A 16,311-nucleotide genomic window follows, 5' to 3' on the forward strand; every position below is an offset into this window, starting at 1 on the left:
CGGGCCCGCGGAGCGCGCGGAGCGAGCCCCGCAGTCGCGAGCAAACAGCGACCCAGTCGCGAACGGAAGGTTGGCCCAGTGAGTGAACTGAAGCTGCCGTCGATCGACTACGCGGCGCTCGCCCCGATCCTGATCATGTTGGGGGCCGCACTGGTCGGTGTCCTGGTCGAGGCGTTCGTGCCGCGGCACAGGCGGCACCTGGTGCAGCTGTCGGTGGGGCTGCTCGCGGTGCTCGCCGCGTTGACCATGGTGGTGCTCAACGCCGACGACCGGCTGATCACCGCCGGCTCGGCGATCGCGGTGGACGGGCCGACGCTCTTCCTCCAGGGCGCGATCCTGGTGCTCGCCGCGATGGCGCTGCTGCTGATCGGTGAGCGCGCGGTGGAGCGCGGCGGAGCGTTCGTCGCGCACGCCGCGATCACCGCCGAGTCGGCAGAAGACCGGCGGCAGGCCGAGAGCGCCGGCGGTACCACCGAGGTGTACCCGCTCGCCACGTTCGCCATCGGCGGCATGCTGATCTTCGTGGCGGCGAACGACCTGCTGACCATGTTCATCGCGCTCGAGGTCTTCTCGCTGCCGCTCTACCTGCTCTGCGCGCTGGCCCGTCGCCGGCGGCTGCTCAGCCAGGAGGCGGCGCTGAAGTACTTCATGCTCGGTGCGTACTCCTCGGCGTTCTTCCTCTTCGGCGTCGCGCTGATCTACGGCTTCACCTCCGGCATCCCGGGCCGGTCGGCCGGGGTCGACTTCGCCACCATCAACGCGGCGGTGAACGAGTCGCCGGCCAGCCGGGTGCTGCTCTTCGCCGGGATGGCGCTACTCGCCATCGGCCTGCTGTTCAAGGCGGCCGCGGCGCCGTTCCACGTCTGGACGCCGGACGTCTACCAGGGCGCGCCGACGCCGGTCACCGCGTTCATGGCCGCCTGCACGAAGGTCGCCGCGTTCGGCGCCCTGCTGCGGGTCTTCCACGTGGCGTTCGCCAGCGCCAGCTGGGACTTCACGCCGGTGCTCGGGGTCGTGGCGGTGCTGACCATGCTGGTCGGCGCGGTGCTCGCGGTGACCCAGACCGACATCAAGCGGTTGCTGGCGTACTCCTCGATCGCCAACGCCGGCTACCTGCTGGTGGGGGTGCTCGCGCCGTCGAAGGACGGACTCTCCGGCACGATGTTCTACCTGGTCGCGTACGGCTTCTCGGTGCTCGCCGCGTTCGCCGTGGTGACCCTGGTGCGTGACGGTGACGGGGAGGCCACCCACCTGTCCCGCTGGGCCGGGCTGGGGCGACGCTCACCGTTCTTCGCCAGCGTGTTCACGTTCATCCTGCTCGCCTTCGCCGGTATCCCGCTGACGAGCGGCTTCACCAGCAAGTTCGCGGTCTTCGGACCGGCGTTGGCCGAAGGCCGGGCGTGGCTCGTGGTCGCCGGTGTGCTGACCAGCATGGTGCTGGCGTTCCCGTACCTGCGGGTCGTGGTGATGATGTGGCTGTCCGAGCCGGGTGAATCCACTCCGACCGTCGCGGTGCCGGGCGGGCTCACCTCGGCGGCGCTGATGATCGGCGTGCTGGCCACCCTGGTTCTCGGTGTCGCTCCGGCGCCGCTGCTCGATCTGGCCACAGGGGCCGCCGAATTCGTCAGATGACGATCAGCTCCGCCCGAAGGCCGGTACGCCAATGCGTACCGGCCTTCGCGTGTCCGCACGGTCTCTCGCGAGTGCGATCGGTGCCGCCCGTCGCACGCATCCCCCGCCCGGGGCTGGTCGAACGCGTGTGGCATGGTTGAGGCGTGGTGAAACCGGCTGGCGAGGGTACAGGTGCCACCGGCTCCGGCGGCCGCCGGAACCGGCATGGCACGGGTCAGTTCGGGGCGCTCGGCCTCTATCTCGCCGATCCCCGGCTCGAGGAGTCCGTGCTGGCCGTCCTGGAGGCCGTCGAGGTCGAGCTGCGGGCGAGTGTCGCCAGCGCGGACCCGTTCGTCACGGAGGCCGCCCGGCATCTGGTCGAGGCCGGCGGCAAGCGGTTCCGGCCGCTGCTGGTCGCGCTCGGCGCGCAGTTCGGTGACCCGGGTGCCGCGCCGGTCGTACCGGCCGCTGTGGTGATGGAGCTCACCCACCTGGCGACGCTCTACCACGACGACGTGATGGACGAGGCGGTCGTGCGCCGGGGCGCACCCAGTGCCAACTCCCGGTGGACCAACTCGGTGGCGATCCTGGTCGGTGACTACCTGTTCGCCCGGGCGGCCGACGTCGCCGCAGACCTGGGCACCGAAGCGGTACGCCTGCAGGCGCGCACCTTCTCGCAACTGGTGCACGGCCAGATCGCCGAGACCGTCGGGCCGCGCTCCGGTGAGAACCCGGTGGCGCACTACCTCGAGGTGATCGCCGGGAAGACCGGTTCGCTGATCGCCACCTCGGCCCGCTTCGGCGGCCTGTTCGGCGGTGCGTCGCCGGAGCACGTCGAGGCGCTGGCCGGCTACGGCGAGACGATCGGCGTCGCCTTCCAGCTCTCCGACGACCTGCTCGACATCGCGTCCGAGTCGGTCCAGTCCGGTAAGACCCCCGGCACCGACCTGCGTGAGGGCGTACCGACCCTGCCGGTGCTGTACGCCCGGTCGGGCGACGACTCCGACGCCGCCTCCGTTCGGCTGCGCGAGATCCTCTCCGCCGGTGCGGTGACCGACGACGATCTGCACTCCGAGGCGCTCGGTCTGCTGCGGGAGAGCCCCGCGATGAAGCGGGCCCGGGAGACCGTCCGCAGCTATGCGGAGGACGCCCGCTCGAAGCTTGCCCCGCTGCCGGAGAATCCGGCCCGCCGCGCCCTCGAGTCCCTCTGCGACTTCGTAGCCGACCGCACCAGCTGACCCCCACCCCTTTCTTCCGCCATCAAGCGCGGTGATCAAGAGGATTGCGTCAGAGATCGGGCTGACGATGACGCAACCATCTTGATCGTCGCGCCGGGGGACCCGGGGCGGGGCGGGCAGCCGGGGGACCCGGGGCGGGGCGGGGCGCCGGGGGACCTGGGGCGGGGTTAGGGGCGGGTGAGGAGGCGGCTGCCGGTGAGCATGAGGGCCGCGGCGGCGAGCATCGACAGCGCGGCCGTGCTCCACATGGCGGAATAGCCGATCCGGGTGGCCACCGCACCGAGGCCGAGGGGGCCGAGGCAGCCGCCCGCGTACACCCCGGTCTGCGTGATCGAGGTGGCGGCGGCCGGTGCCTGCGGGTGCAGCCGCACCACCGCGAAGTTCATCAGCCCGGGCCATGCCCAGCCGAGCCCGAAGCCGAGCACGACGCCCGCCACCAACGGCACTGCCCCGGCCGTCGCCAGCAGACCGAGCCCGCCCGCGCCCACCAGCAGCATGGCGGCGATGACGACGACGTGCCCACCGGACCGGCGGTCGGCCAGCCACCCGGAGCCGATCCGCGCGACGATGCAGACCGCACTGCCGAGCGTGAGCGTCAGCCCGGCCAGTCCCGGCGCCAGCCCGCGTGCGGCGGCAGAGTCGACCACGAAGGTGCCCAGAGCGTTGGCGGCCGCCGCGGCCAGCGTCGCGGCGACCCCGATGACCACGAGGGCGCCGGTGCCCCGACCGGCCCGTGTGCGGCGCGTCCGCCGCGTCTCCCGGCCCTCACGGGCGGGCACGGCCGGCAAGGCGGCCAGCGCGGCGGCGCCCGCGGCGACGAACGCCCACCGCCAGCCGGCGGTGAGCGCGATCGTCGGCACCGCCGCCCCGGCCAGCAGGGTGGAGACCGGGATGGCCGCCTGCTTGATCCCGAACGAGAGCCCCTGCCGGTGCGGCGGGACGTGCCGGGCGAGCGCAACGTTGCTGGCGAGCTGACCGAGCGCGTTGGCGACACCGCTGACCGCCAGCAGCCCGAGCAGGACCGGGTACGAGTGAGCCAGCGCCGCCACGGCCAGCAGGCAGGCGGCCGAGAGCAGGATGCCGGTGCGGGCGACCACCGCCGGTCCGTACCGTTCGGCGAGAGCGCCGGACGGCACCGACGCGAGCGCGCCCACCCCGAAGTACACGGAGACCACGAGGCCGAGCCCGGCCGGGGAGAAGTGCAGGTCCTCGCCCAGCTGTACGGCGAGACCGCCGACCAGGAAGACGGGCAGGACGCAGGCGATGGTGACGACGATCGCACTCGCGCCAGCCCGGACAGGGCGGGTCGGAGCGGTGCCGGTGAGCGGGGTGGCGGCAGTCTCGGTCATCGTCTGGCAAACCTACGCCAGCCCCTCCACGGACCACGGATCGTGTCCGTGAGTACACAGGCCGTTGATGACGATCTGGCATCCTCGACCCGAACAGGCGTTTCGCGGCGGCTCGGAATTTCATATGGTGTAAGTCCCCGGCGGCGGAGGTGGTTGTGCGCGACCCCCTGGCGGAACCTTCGGATCTCATCCGCAGCGTCTCCCGCGCGCTACGAGTACTCGAGTCGGTCGGTCGTGCGCCCAGAGGACTGACCGTCAAGCAGATCGCCCGACGGTGCGAGTTGACAGTCGCCACGACGTACCACCTTGTCCGCACACTGGCGTACGAGGGCTACGTCATCCGTCGCGAGGACGGCACGTACATCGTGGGGCTGGAGGTCGCCGACCGTTACCGGGAGCTGGTGGCGGCGTTCCGCGGCCCGCCGGCGGTCGGCGAGACCCTCCGCCGCGCTGCCACGGAGACCGGGTACAGCCATTACCTCGGCCGGTTCGTCGGCGGTCAGGTGGCGGTCACCGCGGTCGCCGAGGGACCCCGCTCACCGTACCTGGAGGACCTGGTCCCCGGATTCGACGAGGGGGCGCACGCAACCGCGCTCGGCAAGGCGCTGCTCTCCACGCTCACCGCCGAGCAGCGGTTCCGCTACCTACGCGACTACGGCATGCGTCCGTTCACCAGCGCCACGCTCACCACGTCGGAGACCTTCGAGGCCGACCTCGCCGCCGGCGACCGGCGCGGCATGCAGTTGGAACTCGGACAGTTCCGCCAGGGGGTGGCCTGCGCCGCGGTGCTGGTCAGCCCAGACAAGGACATGGAACGGCGGGTCGTGCTCGCCTGTGCGCTGCCGGCGAACGAGATGATGACCTCCGCCCGGATGGTCCGGGCCAAGCTGCTCACCACGGCCCGGACCGTCGCGGACAGCATCGCGGCCGATCAGCACTGACCCGGCACGCGGTGGATCCCTCTCCCCGACTGGGAGAGGGACCCGCGGCGTGCCTCGGCGACGGACCGCGGCAGGGGAAGGTCGGGTGGCGACCGGCCGCCCCCGGGGCACCACGACGCCCGGCTCGGCGCGGCGCCGTCGGGCCAGGACGCGAATCAGAGCTGGGCATCCGCCGCGATGCTCCCGTGGTCGCGGCGTGACCTCGGGCTGAACCGTTCCGGGCCACCGCCCGTATTTCCAAGCGAACGCATCGCCGTGCTCGCGACAAGAGCGAGGAGGCCGCCATCAGCGACCACGACGCCCACCTGCTTCGCGCGCTGCACGACGAGCACGCGGAGGCCCTGTACGCGCACGCGGTGCGGCTGGTCAACGGCGATCGGCAACGCGCCGAGGACCTGGTGCAGGAGACCCTGCTGCGGGCCTGGCGGCATCCCGAGGCCCTGGATCCGCACCGCGGTTCGGTCCGTGCCTGGCTCTTCACCACCGCCCGCAACCTGGCCATCGACGCCTGGCGGCGGCGGGGCACCCGGGTCGGGGAGGTCTACACCGACGAACTGCCCGAACCGCCGGAGACGGTGGACGAGGCCGAGCGAGCGGTGGAGGCGTGGACCGTCGCCGAGGCGTTGAACCGGCTCAGCCCCACCCATCGAGAGGTGCTCGTCGAGTGCTTCTACCAGGGACGGTCGGTGGCGGAGGCGGCGTCACGGCTGGGGGTGCCGCCGGGCACGATCAAGTCGCGCACACACTACGCGCTGCGCTCACTACGGTTGGTCCTGGCCGAGATGGGGGTGACCGAATGAGCCGCTGCGAGTTCACGCAGGACGACGGCGCATACGTGTTGGGAGCCCTCGCCCCCGCCGAGCGGGCCGCTTACGAGCGACACCTGGCCGGGTGCGCCGAGTGCCGTGAGGCGGTAGCCGAACTCGCCGTACTGCCCGGACTGCTCGGCCGGCTCGACCCGGCTGGACTGGCACAGTTCCTGCAACCCGCGCCGGGTCCGTCGCTGCCGGCACTGCTCGACGAGGCCCGGAACCGCCGGCGCCGCGAGCGGGCGGCCGGCCGGCGGCGGTACGCGCTGACCGCGCTCGTGGCGGCGGCGTTGGCCCTGATCGTCGGGGTCGGCGCGGCCCTCGTGCTGCCCCGGCAGACCGCCCCGCCCGCCGAAGAGCTGCGGATGGTGGCCATGCAGCCGGTGGCCGGCACCGTGCCGGTGCACGCCGAGCTCGCCCTGACCGCCACCGGATGGGGCACCGAGGTGACCATGCGCTGCGGGTACGACCCGCGTCCCGGCTACGGCAAGGCGTACACGTTCCGGCTGGTGGCGCACGGCCCGGACGGGGCGACCGAGCAGGTCGGGTCATGGCTGGCCGCACCCGGCGACAGCGTACGGTTCACCGGCGTCACCCGGTTCACCGGCGCGGAGCTGGTACGCCTGGAGCTGCTACGTGCCGACGACACCCCGGTGCTCGGCTACGACGTCCGCTGATCGCCGACCGTCGGCAGCCCGGTTTCGTCCACAGTGCGACGCGTCCGGGTGACCGCCCGTCCTCAGCGGGCAGCGGTGGCGGCGGGAGCGGGCGCGCCGGCACGAGCGGCGGCCCGAGTGCGTCGCGCGTTGCCCACCGCGTCGGCGGTGAAGACGACCAACGCGAGCCAGACCAGCGCGAAACCGGCCAGCCGGGCCGGCGGCATCGGCTCGTGGAAGATCAGCACGCCGCAGGCCAGCTGGAGGATCGGGGCGAGGTACTGGATCATCCCGAGGTTGGTGAGCGGCAGCCGGTTGGCCGCGCCCGCGAAAAGCAGCAGCGGGATCGCGGTGGCCGCGCCGGCCAGCACCAGCAGCACGGTGTGCCCCGCCGATACGTGGCCGAACGTGACATCGCCGGTCGAGGCGAGCCAGCCGAGATAGCCCAGCGCGGGCAGCGCAAGCACCGCCGACTCGACGAAGAGCCCCTCCGCCGCGGGTAGCCCGAGCCGCTTCTTGACCAGGCTGTACCCGCCGAAGCTGAGGGCGAGCGTGAGGGCGAGGTACGGCACGTGACCGTAGTCGACGGTCAACACGGCGACGGCCAGGCCGCCGACGCCCAGTGCCACCCACTGCGTCCGGCGGAGCTGTTCGCGCAGCACGGCCACGCCGAGCAGCACGACCACCAGCGGGTTGATGAAGTAGCCGAGCGCGGTCTCCACCACCCGGTCGGAGTTCACGCCGTAGATGTAGGTGCCCCAGTTCACCGCGATCAGCGCCGCGGCGACACTGATCGCCACGAGCGCCCGCGGGCGACGCGCGAGCGCCCGCAGGAACCCGATGTTGCGCAGCGCGGCGAGCAGCAGCGCCACGAACACCACCGACCAGACGATCCGGTGCGCCAGGATCTCGAGCGGCCCGGTGGGGCGCAGCAGCTTGAGGTAGAGCGGGAAGAAACCCCAGAGCAGGTACGCGCCGAAGCCGTAGAGGTATCCCAGTCGCAGCGGTGTCACGCCTCAACCGTAAGGGGTGGCGGACCTTCAGGTTCCTTGCGAGTGGCCCGGTTCACCGGCGTATCACCGACTGTGGGCACCGTTGCCTCGCCGCCCGGCGTCACCTGCCGATCGCGCTGGTCCAGTTGCATGAAGTGGTCCGGGTCGACCGGCGCGAAGCCGACCTTCGCGTACACCCCGTGCGCGTCCAGCGTGGCCAGCAGGATCCGCCGTACGCCGAGCTCGGCCAGGTGGTCCCGGACCGCGCCGACCAGCCAGCTGCCCAACCCGCGCCCCCGCTCACCCGGGTCCACGTAGACGTCGCAGAGCCAGGCGAACGTGGCCCCATCGGTGACCGCCCGGGCCACGGCCACCTGGCGGCCGTTGCCCGGACGGTAGACGCCGAACGCGACCGAGCCGGCGAAGGCACGCCCCACGGTCGCACGGTCACGGCCGAGGGCCCAGTACGCGTCGGTGCTGAGCCAGTGGTGCACCCGATCCAGGTCGAGTCGACCAGGATCGGTGCTGAGCAGGTAACCGTCATCACGGATCAGCGTGAACATCGCTGGGACGCTAACCTCACCATCCTGTCGTGACACCCGCCACTTCCCGCACTCTGGTCGCGCCCGGCGGCCCACGATGTGGGTCAGTCTCGGTCGAGGATGGCGCCCAGCACCCAGGTCACGATGCCGACGAGGAGAGCACCCAGCACCGCCGAGGGCCAGAATCCGTCGACGTGGAACGGCAGCCCCGCCTCACCTGCGATCCAGCTGGTGAGCAGGAAGAGCAGGCCGTTGACCACGAGCGCGATCAGCCCGAGGGTCAGCAGGTAGAAGCCGCAGCCGACGGTCTTGATGATCGGCTGGAGCACCGCGTTGACGACGCCGAAGATCGCCGCCACCAGGATCAGTGTGGTGACCGTGTTGACGGCCGAATCCGAGTCGAGTGCGATGCCGGGAATGAACAGGGTGGCCAGCCAGAAGGCGAACGCCGTGGTGACCAGCCGGATCAGCAGCCCCTTCAGAAAATCCATGGCGGCGATGGTGCCACGCGTCGACCAGCGGCGGGAACCCGTGCCGGTCCACCGACCCGTGCCCGTGCCGGTCTACCGACCCGTTCCGGCCGTACCTCGGCGGTGGTCCCGGCGACCCGGTCGCCGGCCCACCTCAGCGCCGCGAGGGACGGCCGACGAGGCGCGCCTCGATGGGAGTGATCGAAACCTGTGCCCAGCGCAACGCACGCCGGTTGATGACGGCCACCATGTCGTCGCGCATCCGGGTCAGTGACTGCGCGGAATCGCCGAGCCCCAGCGTCGCACCGGCCAGGGCGGCCTCGTCGGTGTCGAGGGGTTGCAGCACCACCAGGTCGGCGTCGTTGATCGTGTCCACGTCCGAAGGGGTCAGCTCCCCGCGTACGACCAGGGTGGACCGCCACGGTGGGCCGGGCTGCGGATCGGCCGGCACCGGACCGCCGTCGGTCACCAGCAGCAGCGGGCGGAGCGGGGTGCCCGCGCCGGCGGGGAGCGACCGGCCGGGCGGTAGCAGCGGTACCGTCCCGCCGGGGGCGCCGACGCCGCGGACGAATGGTTCCCACTCGCGCGGGCGGGCGGTCTGCACCACCGCCTGCGCGCCGAGCGCCAGCGCGCGCAGCACCACGAGCTGAGCCGCCCGGACGCCGCCGACCAGCAGTACCCGGGTGCTCTCCGGCCGGAAGAGCCGGACGGTCAGCGCCCGCCCCTGCCGGTTGGTGCCGAGCATCAGCCCCGCGTCGCCGAGGGTCAGTTCCGGCAGATCCGATGCCGGCGCGGATCGGGAGGGCGGCTCGGCCAGCGCCAACGGCAGCGTGCCGGCCAGCCCGCGGGCGTGCGCGCCGTCCAACCGGTGGACCTGCCCGCCCAGGTCGGTCAAGAGCCGGTGCAGGGCCTGCGCGGCGAGCGACAACGCTCCGGGCGTACCCGCCGCGAGGCGGACCGTCATCGCGTTCGCCGCGTCGGCGCCACCGCCTGGGCCGGCGCAGAGCGCGACCGTCGTGGCGGCGGCCGGCAGGGCGAGCAGCCGGGTCACCAACCGTCGACCGGCGTCGCCGTCCGGATCCGGCCACCGGTCCAGGCGGAAGGTGGCCTGGCGCAGCCCGCCCGCGTGCACCGCCGTCCACTGTTCGCGCACCGGTGTGTCGTCGAGATGGGCGAGGTCGGCGAGCATCCGCAGCGCCGGGGTCACGCCGAGCGCACGTACGTCCAGTGGCCGCAGTCGCCGGACGATCCGCCGTACCGCGCCGGCGAGGGCGGCCCGCAGTTCCTCCGCCGACCGCCCGTCGACCCGCAGCACCCGTACGGCCACGATCGCCCGCTCGCGTCCGGAGAGCCGCCCGTCGGTCAGCTGCCGGTACGACGTGCCCGCCGCGCCGTCCACCGCCGGTGCCGGGGTCGCCGCGAGCACCAGTTGGATCCGGATCGGCGGTCCGTCCGACGTGGGCGGTGGCAGCAGTGCGGAAGGCGCGGGTAGCCTGCGGGGTCCGGCTCCGAGCAGCTCGTCCGGATCGCCGACCTCCAGCAGCGCCACCAGGCCGGCCGAGTCGTCCAGTGCGGCGGCCGGCCCGCCGAGCAGGTCGGCGGGGCGGACGACGGCACCCGGGTCCACGAGGTCGAGCAGCTCCGCCGGGCCTGCCCGAGCCGGCAGTTCCCTGCGGCGGGTGAGGTGACCGAGGCCCGTGCCCGCCCACTCGTAGAGCCACCGGCCCCGGATCCGCAGCCAGGCCAGTGGCAGCAGCACCGCGGCGGCCAGCAGCGCACCCGTCACCGGGCCGGTGCCGCGGCCCATGGCGGCGAGGAGCAGTGCCATCGCCACCTGCGCGGCGACGACCTGACCGGCCCGGACGCCCGGCGACTCGCGGAACCGCGCCGACGACTGCGCGGGTGCGGCTGCGGGCGGGCGGGCGGCAACCCGTCGGCGCGAGTGACGCCGTTCGGCGGTGCTGGTCGTCGTCACCGCCCCTCCCGCCGATCACTCGCCGCTACCTCGATGCCGCACATGGTAAGCGAACTGATCGGCGTGCGTTGTCCACAGGGGAGCGGAGCGGGGTAGCAGAAGAGCTACCGTACGACTACCGTCAGCCACGAATTCCGCTGACCCCGTGCCTGCCGTCCGCGACTTTCCCGGGTGCGAGAGGTGCGCTTGCGCGCGCATCCACGGCCGGCCGAGGCCCATGAGACGAGGTGAGGTCCGAAAGTGTCCCAGACCCAGGCGGAAGCCGCGGTGATGCAGCAGACCGCGGCCAGGTTCGAGCAGGTGGACCAGTCCCTGCAGTCGATGCTCAGCAGCCTGCTGGCCGAGCTCGACGTGTTGCAGCAGGCCTGGCGAGGTGCCGGTGGACGGTCGTTCGAGCAGGTGAAGCAGCAGTGGGCGCAGGATCAGGCCGCGTTGCAGCGGGCCCTGCGGGAGACGGCCGGCGCGATCCGTACGGCCGGGCAGCAGTACGACGTCTCGGACACCGAGGCCGCCGGCCGTGTTGCCGGCACCAACCGCGGCGGCATCCAGCTGCCGCTCTGACAGATTCCGATCCAGGGGGAGGGATTTCGCAGATGGACAACGGCGTACTCGTCGTCAACTTCGCCGCGCTGCAACAGGCAAGCGCGGACATCCAGAAGGCGTTGAACACGCTCGACTCGCAGCTCGGCCAGCTCGAGCGCGACGCGGCTCCATTGGTGTCCGGCTGGACCGGCGAGGCCCAACAGGCGTACGAGCAGCGGCAGGCCCGTTGGCGTTCCGCCTCGCAGGACCTCCAGGCCATGCTGCGCGACATCAAACTCGCGGTGGACGACTCCGCCACCGACTATCTGGACACCGAGAAGAAAAACGTCGGCCTGTTCCAGTGACCCCGGCGCCGGGAGGTGCCCCAGGGCCTTTCCGGCGTTACGGTTCACCGCATCGCCGGTGGTGCCGGCCCGGTTCCGGGCCCGCACCACCGTTCGGTCAGGCGTGGTCGGCCGAGCGCCAGCGGCGGCGAGCGCCGCGCGGCAGCAGGTACGCGAGCAGAGCGACGACGGCGGCCGCCACGCCGAGGGCCGCCGCCACCGTCAGGGCTCGGTCCCGCGCGGCCTCCCGCCGGGCCTGCTGCGCCTGTCGTGCCGGATCGGCCCGGTCGTCGGCCGGGGCGGCCACCGGCCGAGGTTCACCCACCGGCCCCGCGGTGGTCTCGGTGACGGCCCGGTACGGGTTGAGCACTCCGGCCCCGTACCCGCCGTCCGGCGCAGGGTCGGCGCTGGCGACGATCCGCTCGGCCACCTGCGCGGCGCTCAGCCGGGGCTGGTACTCGCGCAGCAGTGCCGCGGTCGCGGCGACGAACGGGGCCGCGTAACTGGTGCCCTCAGCCCGCTGGTGGCCCCGACCGGGGGCGGCCGTCAGCACGTCGCTGCCGGGGGCGACCAGGTCGACGTACGGCCCGGTCTGGGAGAACGGCGCCCGTGAGCCGTCCGCTCCGATCGCACCAACCCCGAGCACGCCGTCGTACGCGGCTGGGTAGGGCGGGGGATCGCCGGCCTCGTGCAGGTTTCCGGCGGCGGCGACCACGACCACGTCACGTCTCAGCGCGTAGTCGATCGCGGAACGTACCGCCGGATCGTCCGTGTAGAGCACCACCGAAAGGTTCAGCACGTCCGCGCCGTGGTCCACCGCCCACCGGATCGCCTGGGCGAATTCGGTGGCGCCGACCGTACGCCCCGATTCCCGCCCCTGCACCACCTGCTGCTCGCTGACCCGCACCGGGAGGATCCGGGCGTCCGGTGCCAGGCCGCGGAACGCCACGCCGGGACGGGGTGCGGCGGCGATGAGGCTGGCCACGCCGGTGCCGTGGCCGGCGCAGTCACGGGTGCCGTCGCCGCCGTCGAGCAGGTCGGTGCCGTCGAGCACCCGGCCGGTGAGCTGGTGGTGCTCCCGATCCACGCCGGAGTCGATGACCGCCACCGTCACTCCCGCCCCGGTGGCGAGCGGGGCAAGCCGGTCGGGGACGTACCGCTGCTGCGGCCAGGGTGTGGCGGTGACCGTCCCGACGGGAGCCAGCGGTGTGGCGCAACGCGGCGCGGCTCGGCGGCCCTCCGTCGCGGGTGGAGGCAGTACAGTTCGGGCCGAGTGGCGAAGCCGAGCTGGTTGCGCCGCCGCCGGACCCGGCATCCCGGCGATCGGATCGGCGACTCCGACGGGCCGGACCGGGCTCGACGCGGCGGCCGGCCGGGCGGTGGCGACGGCCGGAACACCGGCCAGCAGCGCGGCGGCCAGCGCCGCCATGGCCGGGCGCCCCATCGACCGGGACATCGGGTCGCCTCCGCATCGTGTCGGCTCCGGTACGGGATGTTATCGCCTCGGTGGCATCGCGGCGCACCACCGGCGGGCTGGCATTGTGATCTTGTTACCACCTTGTAGGTTGTAGGCGATGCCTATGGCCTGTTCTCGGGAGGAGAGGTGGCCGTGACCGAATGGGAACCGGCCACGGAGGCCGAAGCAGCGTTGCGGGACGCGTTACGCGCCAACGACCAGGAGCGTTACTTCCGGATCCTGGCCCGGACCGATCTCCTCCTTCCGACGACACAGGCGACGGCCGGCCAGACGCAGCCGGGGTGGGGCACCTGGACCAGCGGCGGCCGCACGCACGTCCTCGCGTTCACCTCCGCCACCGCCCTGCGTTCGTGCCTCGGCGACAACGCGGGCGCCAGCCGCCGCACCGCGTTCGCGGACCTCGCCGCCGGATGGCCCAACCCCGAATGGTGGCTGGCCATCAACCCCGGTCTGCCCGTCGAGGGATACCTGCCCGCGTGGTACGTCGCCCAGCTCTCCCGCGGCGAGGTACGGCTGCCCGGCCGTACCCTCGGCGCCCGGGCGCGGCTCGAACGGGCCGAGTCGCTGGCCCGCGCCCGTTCCACCGACGCCGGTCGGGACGCCTCGGCGGCACCGGCGGCCGGCACCTCGGCCGGGCCGGCGGTGGGCGCCGAAAACGCCGGGACGGTCGGGCGGGTGCCGCCGGCCTCCGTGGCGCTGCCGCGACGGTCGGCCGAGTCGACGCCGGGCGCGGACACCGACCCGGCCCGTTCGAGGGGTGCGGAGCAGGGCGCGGGCGGACGGGCCGCGCCGTTCACTCCGTTCGCCGCCGACCGGCCGAGCCGGACTCCGTCGGCGCGTCCCGGGACCGCCGAGACGGCGGCGGGCAACGGGCGGGCCGCCTCGGGTGACGGCGCCGAAGCGCCGCGTCGGTCCTTCTTCGAGCCGACATCGGGGCGTGGGGCGGCGTCCCGCGAACCCCTCCGACCCGGAGACCGGGCAGCGCCACCCTCCCGTTTCGGCCGTAGTGACCAGCCGTTCCCCCGGCGCGGCCCGATCGACGGGCCGGGGGACGCGGAGGCGACCCAGGCATTCTTCGCCGCCGCCCGGGAAACGACCCCGCCGCCGCGCCCGTCGAAGGACACGGACTGGACGGCCGGAGCCCCGGCCACCGGGACGGAGGCGACGCAGCCCCTGCCGCCCCGCCGGCCGAATCCGCAGGCGGAGGAACCCACCCGGGCCTTCGGTGTGTTCGGCCCACCGATCCGGCCGCCGGCCTCGGCCGGCCGGCCGAGCGCCGACCCCGGTGGCGAACGGACTCAGCCGCTGCCGCCGCGCCCCCATTCCGAGCCTCGCGGTACGGAGCCCGTGGAGGAACTGCCACCGTCCATGGCGGAGCCGGTTTCCGGCCCACCGGCACCCCGCCGGGAATTCACGCCCATCGTCATCGAGGGCACCATAATCGAATCGCGGGACCTCGACCCGCCGGGGAGGCGCTCGACCGGTCCGGTGGATCCGACCGGCGTTCCGGCCACCGGACGGGCGGATCAGGGCACCACCGCCCCGAACCGCGCCGGCTCGCGGGGGCCGCGGACGGGCGCCGACGGCGGCGAGGACCTCTGGTCGCCGTTCCGTCCCGGTGGCGTGCGGCAGGACGCGCAGCGGGCCGAGCCGAACCAGATCTCAGCCGGTGCGGGGACGGGTGACGACCCGTGGACTTCCCGCTCGGGCAGTGCCTGGATGCACCCGAAGATGACCGGCGTCCCGCGGCCCGGCGACGTGCCGGTCGACTCCGCGGCCGACCCGACGCTCGACCTGCGCGGCGCCGGCTCCTCGGTCCCGGCCCGGCGCGTCGACGACGCTCCCGTGGACCTGTGGACGCCACGTTCGGACCGGTTGGCCGCCGCCGGTGCGGCACCTCCGGCGGCCACCGACGACACCGCGCCCACGACGGGCGGGGAACATGCCACGGCCGGCGCCTCGGCACCGGATGACGAACCCACCACCGCGTTCGTCGGGCCGTCCGAGGTGGACGCCGACGCCCCGACGACGCGCGCCGACGATCCGACGGTCGAGTTCCAGCCGGCCAACGCGGTCGAGGAGGAGCTGCTCGGCGCGGCCGGGGCCGGCAGCACCGACACCTTCCTCTCCACCCTGCTGCTCGCGCGGGTGCTCCTGCCGGTGGCGGCCGATTCGGCACCCGGTAGCCGGCCCGGTGAACCCGGCTTCGTATGGCGTACGGAGGAGCTGGACGCGGAGACCTTCGTCGTGGTGTACACCTCGCCGGAGCGGCTGGCCGAGCGCGTCGGCGACGACGTGGAGACCGCCCAGTTCAAGTTCGTCCAGCTGATCCGGCGCTGGCCGGACGAGGCGTGGTCGTTCGCGGTCAACCCGGGCACACCGGTCGGCGCGAAGCTGCCCGGTGAGCAGATCGTCGCGTTGGCCAACTGGGCCGCCGAGGTCGGCCTCGGCGACGATGTGGAGGCGGAGGAGCCCGCCGCCGCGGCCGAGCCGGCCACCGCACCACGTACGACGCCGAAGCCGGTCGACCCGTCCCGGCCGGTCATGATGCAGAAGGCGGTCGCACCCAGCCAGGTCGCCTACTACCTGGAGCGTGGCTACGACCGGGTGTCCGGTTTCGTGCACCGGGCCAACGAACTGGCCCACCTGAACACCCCCGCGCAGCTGTACGACGCCCTCGGCCTCAACTACGCCGAGTCGCCGTTCTCCCGCGACGCCGAGGAGGTCTACGTGCTGCGCTGGCCGGCGTACCGCCCCAGCCTCTACCGGATTCCGTACGGCGGTCAGAACGAGGCGGCCATGCGTGCCATGGAGGGCTGGGTCATCGAGCGGCCGCCGTTCCGCGGCAACGGGTTCGCGCCCGGTGAGAGCAGTGATGTGGTGGCGGAGTTCAAGGTGGACAGCGCCCGGCTGCCGCACGGCGCTCAGCTCTGGCGGGTCGGTTCGGACGGCACCGAACGGGTCGTCGCGATCCTGGACAGCGACGCGCTGCGCTGGCGGGAGGTGGATGCGGCGTGAGCAGGGACGGCTACGTGGCCCGCTGGCGGGGCCGCGAATACCAGGCCAGCCCGGACGGCGACGACGTGCGCCTCTACCAGCCGGAGGCGGGCGAGGGTTTCGAGGAGGTCCGGCCCGGCCGGTACGTGCGGGTGCTCGCGGCGACCGAGGTCGAGGACCTGGCGTACGTGCGTACCACCTGCCGGTGGCAGGGGCAGCCGTTCATCGTGCTCGGCGAGCATGACGGCTGGCTGCGGGTCGAGTACACCGGTGGGCGGTGGCCGGTGGCCCAGGCGATGCGGCTGGAGGTCTTCGAGTTCGGCGTCTACCAGGGCTGGGCGCCCGCCGCCGAGGTGACCGACCTGCGCGAGCAGCGAATCTGACCGCC

General features: G+C 73.3%; 15 protein-coding genes. 9 read left to right on the forward strand and 6 right to left on the reverse strand.

Going from position 1 to position 16,311, the window contains the following annotated elements; translation table 11 throughout:
• The first annotated feature begins 78 nt into the window (after positions 1 to 78).
• Positions 79 to 1,632, forward strand: coding sequence for an NADH-quinone oxidoreductase subunit NuoN (gene nuoN, locus ABZS42_RS02780; protein ID WP_355141836.1), 1,554 nt, complete (start codon positions 79 to 81; stop codon positions 1,630 to 1,632).
• A 143-nt stretch (positions 1,633 to 1,775) separates the two neighbouring features.
• Entirely contained in the window at positions 1,776 to 2,849 is a 1,074-nt protein-coding gene (locus ABZS42_RS02785; RefSeq protein ID WP_355141838.1) for a polyprenyl synthetase family protein, read from the forward strand.
• Positions 2,850 to 3,016: 167 nt separating this feature from the next.
• On the opposite strand, the gene ABZS42_RS02790 is transcribed toward ABZS42_RS02785, so the two are convergent.
• On the reverse strand, positions 3,017 to 4,198 hold the full coding sequence (locus tag ABZS42_RS02790; protein WP_355141840.1) for an MFS transporter: 1,182 nt from the start codon (positions 4,196 to 4,198) through the stop codon (positions 3,017 to 3,019).
• Between the two features lie 155 nt (positions 4,199 to 4,353).
• Between ABZS42_RS02790 and ABZS42_RS02795 the strand changes: the two genes are divergently transcribed.
• From ABZS42_RS02795 to ABZS42_RS02805, 3 genes are all read left to right on the forward strand, one after another.
• Positions 4,354 to 5,139 carry an IclR family transcriptional regulator C-terminal domain-containing protein gene (locus ABZS42_RS02795; protein ID WP_355141842.1) on the forward strand — a complete coding sequence of 262 codons (786 nt, stop codon included), beginning with the start codon at positions 4,354 to 4,356 and terminating at the stop codon, positions 5,137 to 5,139.
• A 284-nt stretch (positions 5,140 to 5,423) separates the two neighbouring features.
• On the forward strand, positions 5,424 to 5,939 hold the full coding sequence (locus ABZS42_RS02800; protein WP_355141924.1) for a sigma-70 family RNA polymerase sigma factor: 516 nt from the start codon (positions 5,424 to 5,426) through the stop codon (positions 5,937 to 5,939).
• Positions 5,936 to 6,625, forward strand: a complete 690-nt coding sequence (locus ABZS42_RS02805) for a zf-HC2 domain-containing protein (RefSeq protein ID WP_355141844.1) — start codon at positions 5,936 to 5,938, stop codon at positions 6,623 to 6,625. Before ABZS42_RS02800 ends, ABZS42_RS02805 begins: the two co-directional genes overlap by 4 nt.
• A 62-nt stretch (positions 6,626 to 6,687) precedes the next feature.
• Here the strand turns inward: ABZS42_RS02805 and rarD are convergent, their stop codons facing one another.
• The 4 genes from rarD to eccE form a co-directional block, all read right to left on the reverse strand.
• Positions 6,688 to 7,617, reverse strand: coding sequence for an EamA family transporter RarD (gene rarD / locus ABZS42_RS02810; protein ID WP_355141846.1), 930 nt, complete (start codon positions 7,615 to 7,617; stop codon positions 6,688 to 6,690).
• Positions 7,614 to 8,159, reverse strand: coding sequence for a GNAT family N-acetyltransferase (locus ABZS42_RS02815; RefSeq protein ID WP_355141848.1), 546 nt, complete (start codon positions 8,157 to 8,159; stop codon positions 7,614 to 7,616). Before ABZS42_RS02815 ends, rarD begins: the two co-directional genes overlap by 4 nt.
• An 83-nt stretch (positions 8,160 to 8,242) precedes the next feature.
• Positions 8,243 to 8,629: a phage holin family protein gene (locus tag ABZS42_RS02820; RefSeq protein WP_355141850.1), complete on the reverse strand. Its 387-nt coding sequence runs from the start codon at positions 8,627 to 8,629 to the stop codon at positions 8,243 to 8,245.
• Between the two features lie 133 nt (positions 8,630 to 8,762).
• Positions 8,763 to 10,583 carry a type VII secretion protein EccE gene (gene eccE, locus ABZS42_RS02825; RefSeq protein WP_355141852.1) on the reverse strand — a complete coding sequence of 607 codons (1,821 nt, stop codon included), beginning with the start codon at positions 10,581 to 10,583 and terminating at the stop codon, positions 8,763 to 8,765.
• A gap of 240 nt (positions 10,584 to 10,823) precedes the next feature.
• On the opposite strand from eccE, the gene ABZS42_RS02830 reads away from it, so the two are divergent.
• Both ABZS42_RS02830 and ABZS42_RS02835 read left to right on the forward strand, forming a co-directional pair.
• Entirely contained in the window at positions 10,824 to 11,144 is a 321-nt protein-coding gene (locus ABZS42_RS02830; protein ID WP_355141854.1) for a WXG100 family type VII secretion target, read from the forward strand.
• 32 nt (positions 11,145 to 11,176) lie between these two features.
• Positions 11,177 to 11,470, forward strand: a complete 294-nt coding sequence (locus tag ABZS42_RS02835) for a WXG100 family type VII secretion target (RefSeq protein ID WP_355141856.1) — start codon at positions 11,177 to 11,179, stop codon at positions 11,468 to 11,470.
• Positions 11,471 to 11,567: 97 nt separating this feature from the next.
• Here ABZS42_RS02835 and mycP read toward each other — a convergent pair whose 3' ends face one another.
• A complete protein-coding gene (gene mycP / locus ABZS42_RS02840; protein WP_355141858.1) occupies positions 11,568 to 12,905 on the reverse strand; it encodes a type VII secretion-associated serine protease mycosin in 1,338 nt (445 codons plus the stop codon).
• A 153-nt stretch (positions 12,906 to 13,058) separates the two neighbouring features.
• Between mycP and ABZS42_RS02845 the strand changes: the two genes are divergently transcribed.
• Together ABZS42_RS02845 and ABZS42_RS02850 are read left to right on the forward strand one after the other, a co-directional pair.
• On the forward strand, positions 13,059 to 15,944 hold the full coding sequence (locus tag ABZS42_RS02845; protein ID WP_355141860.1) for an SseB family protein: 2,886 nt from the start codon (positions 13,059 to 13,061) through the stop codon (positions 15,942 to 15,944).
• Positions 15,941 to 16,306, forward strand: a complete 366-nt coding sequence (locus ABZS42_RS02850; RefSeq protein WP_355141862.1) for a hypothetical protein — start codon at positions 15,941 to 15,943, stop codon at positions 16,304 to 16,306. The genes ABZS42_RS02845 and ABZS42_RS02850 overlap by 4 nt, the downstream gene beginning before the upstream one ends.
• The last annotated feature ends 5 nt before the right edge of the window (positions 16,307 to 16,311 follow it).

This window comes from Micromonospora sp. NPDC005367, assembly GCF_040606825.1.
In the GTDB taxonomy this organism is placed as follows: Bacteria; Actinomycetota; Actinomycetes; order Mycobacteriales; family Micromonosporaceae; genus Micromonospora.

Excerpts from the sequence above, each read along its gene's own strand:
- ABZS42_RS02790 (WP_355141840.1), bottom strand. The coding sequence starts at position 4,198 with ATGACCGAGACTGCCGCCACCCCGCTCACCGGCACCGCTCCGACCCGC.
- ABZS42_RS02805 (WP_355141844.1), top strand. The coding sequence starts at position 5,936 with ATGAGCCGCTGCGAGTTCACGCAGGACGACGGCGCATACGTGTTGGGA.
- ABZS42_RS02815 (WP_355141848.1), bottom strand. The coding sequence starts at position 8,159 with ATGTTCACGCTGATCCGTGATGACGGTTACCTGCTCAGCACCGATCCT.
- ABZS42_RS02820 (WP_355141850.1), bottom strand. The coding sequence starts at position 8,629 with ATGGATTTTCTGAAGGGGCTGCTGATCCGGCTGGTCACCACGGCGTTC.
- ABZS42_RS02835 (WP_355141856.1), top strand. The coding sequence starts at position 11,177 with ATGGACAACGGCGTACTCGTCGTCAACTTCGCCGCGCTGCAACAGGCA.
- mycP (WP_355141858.1), bottom strand. The coding sequence starts at position 12,905 with ATGTCCCGGTCGATGGGGCGCCCGGCCATGGCGGCGCTGGCCGCCGCG.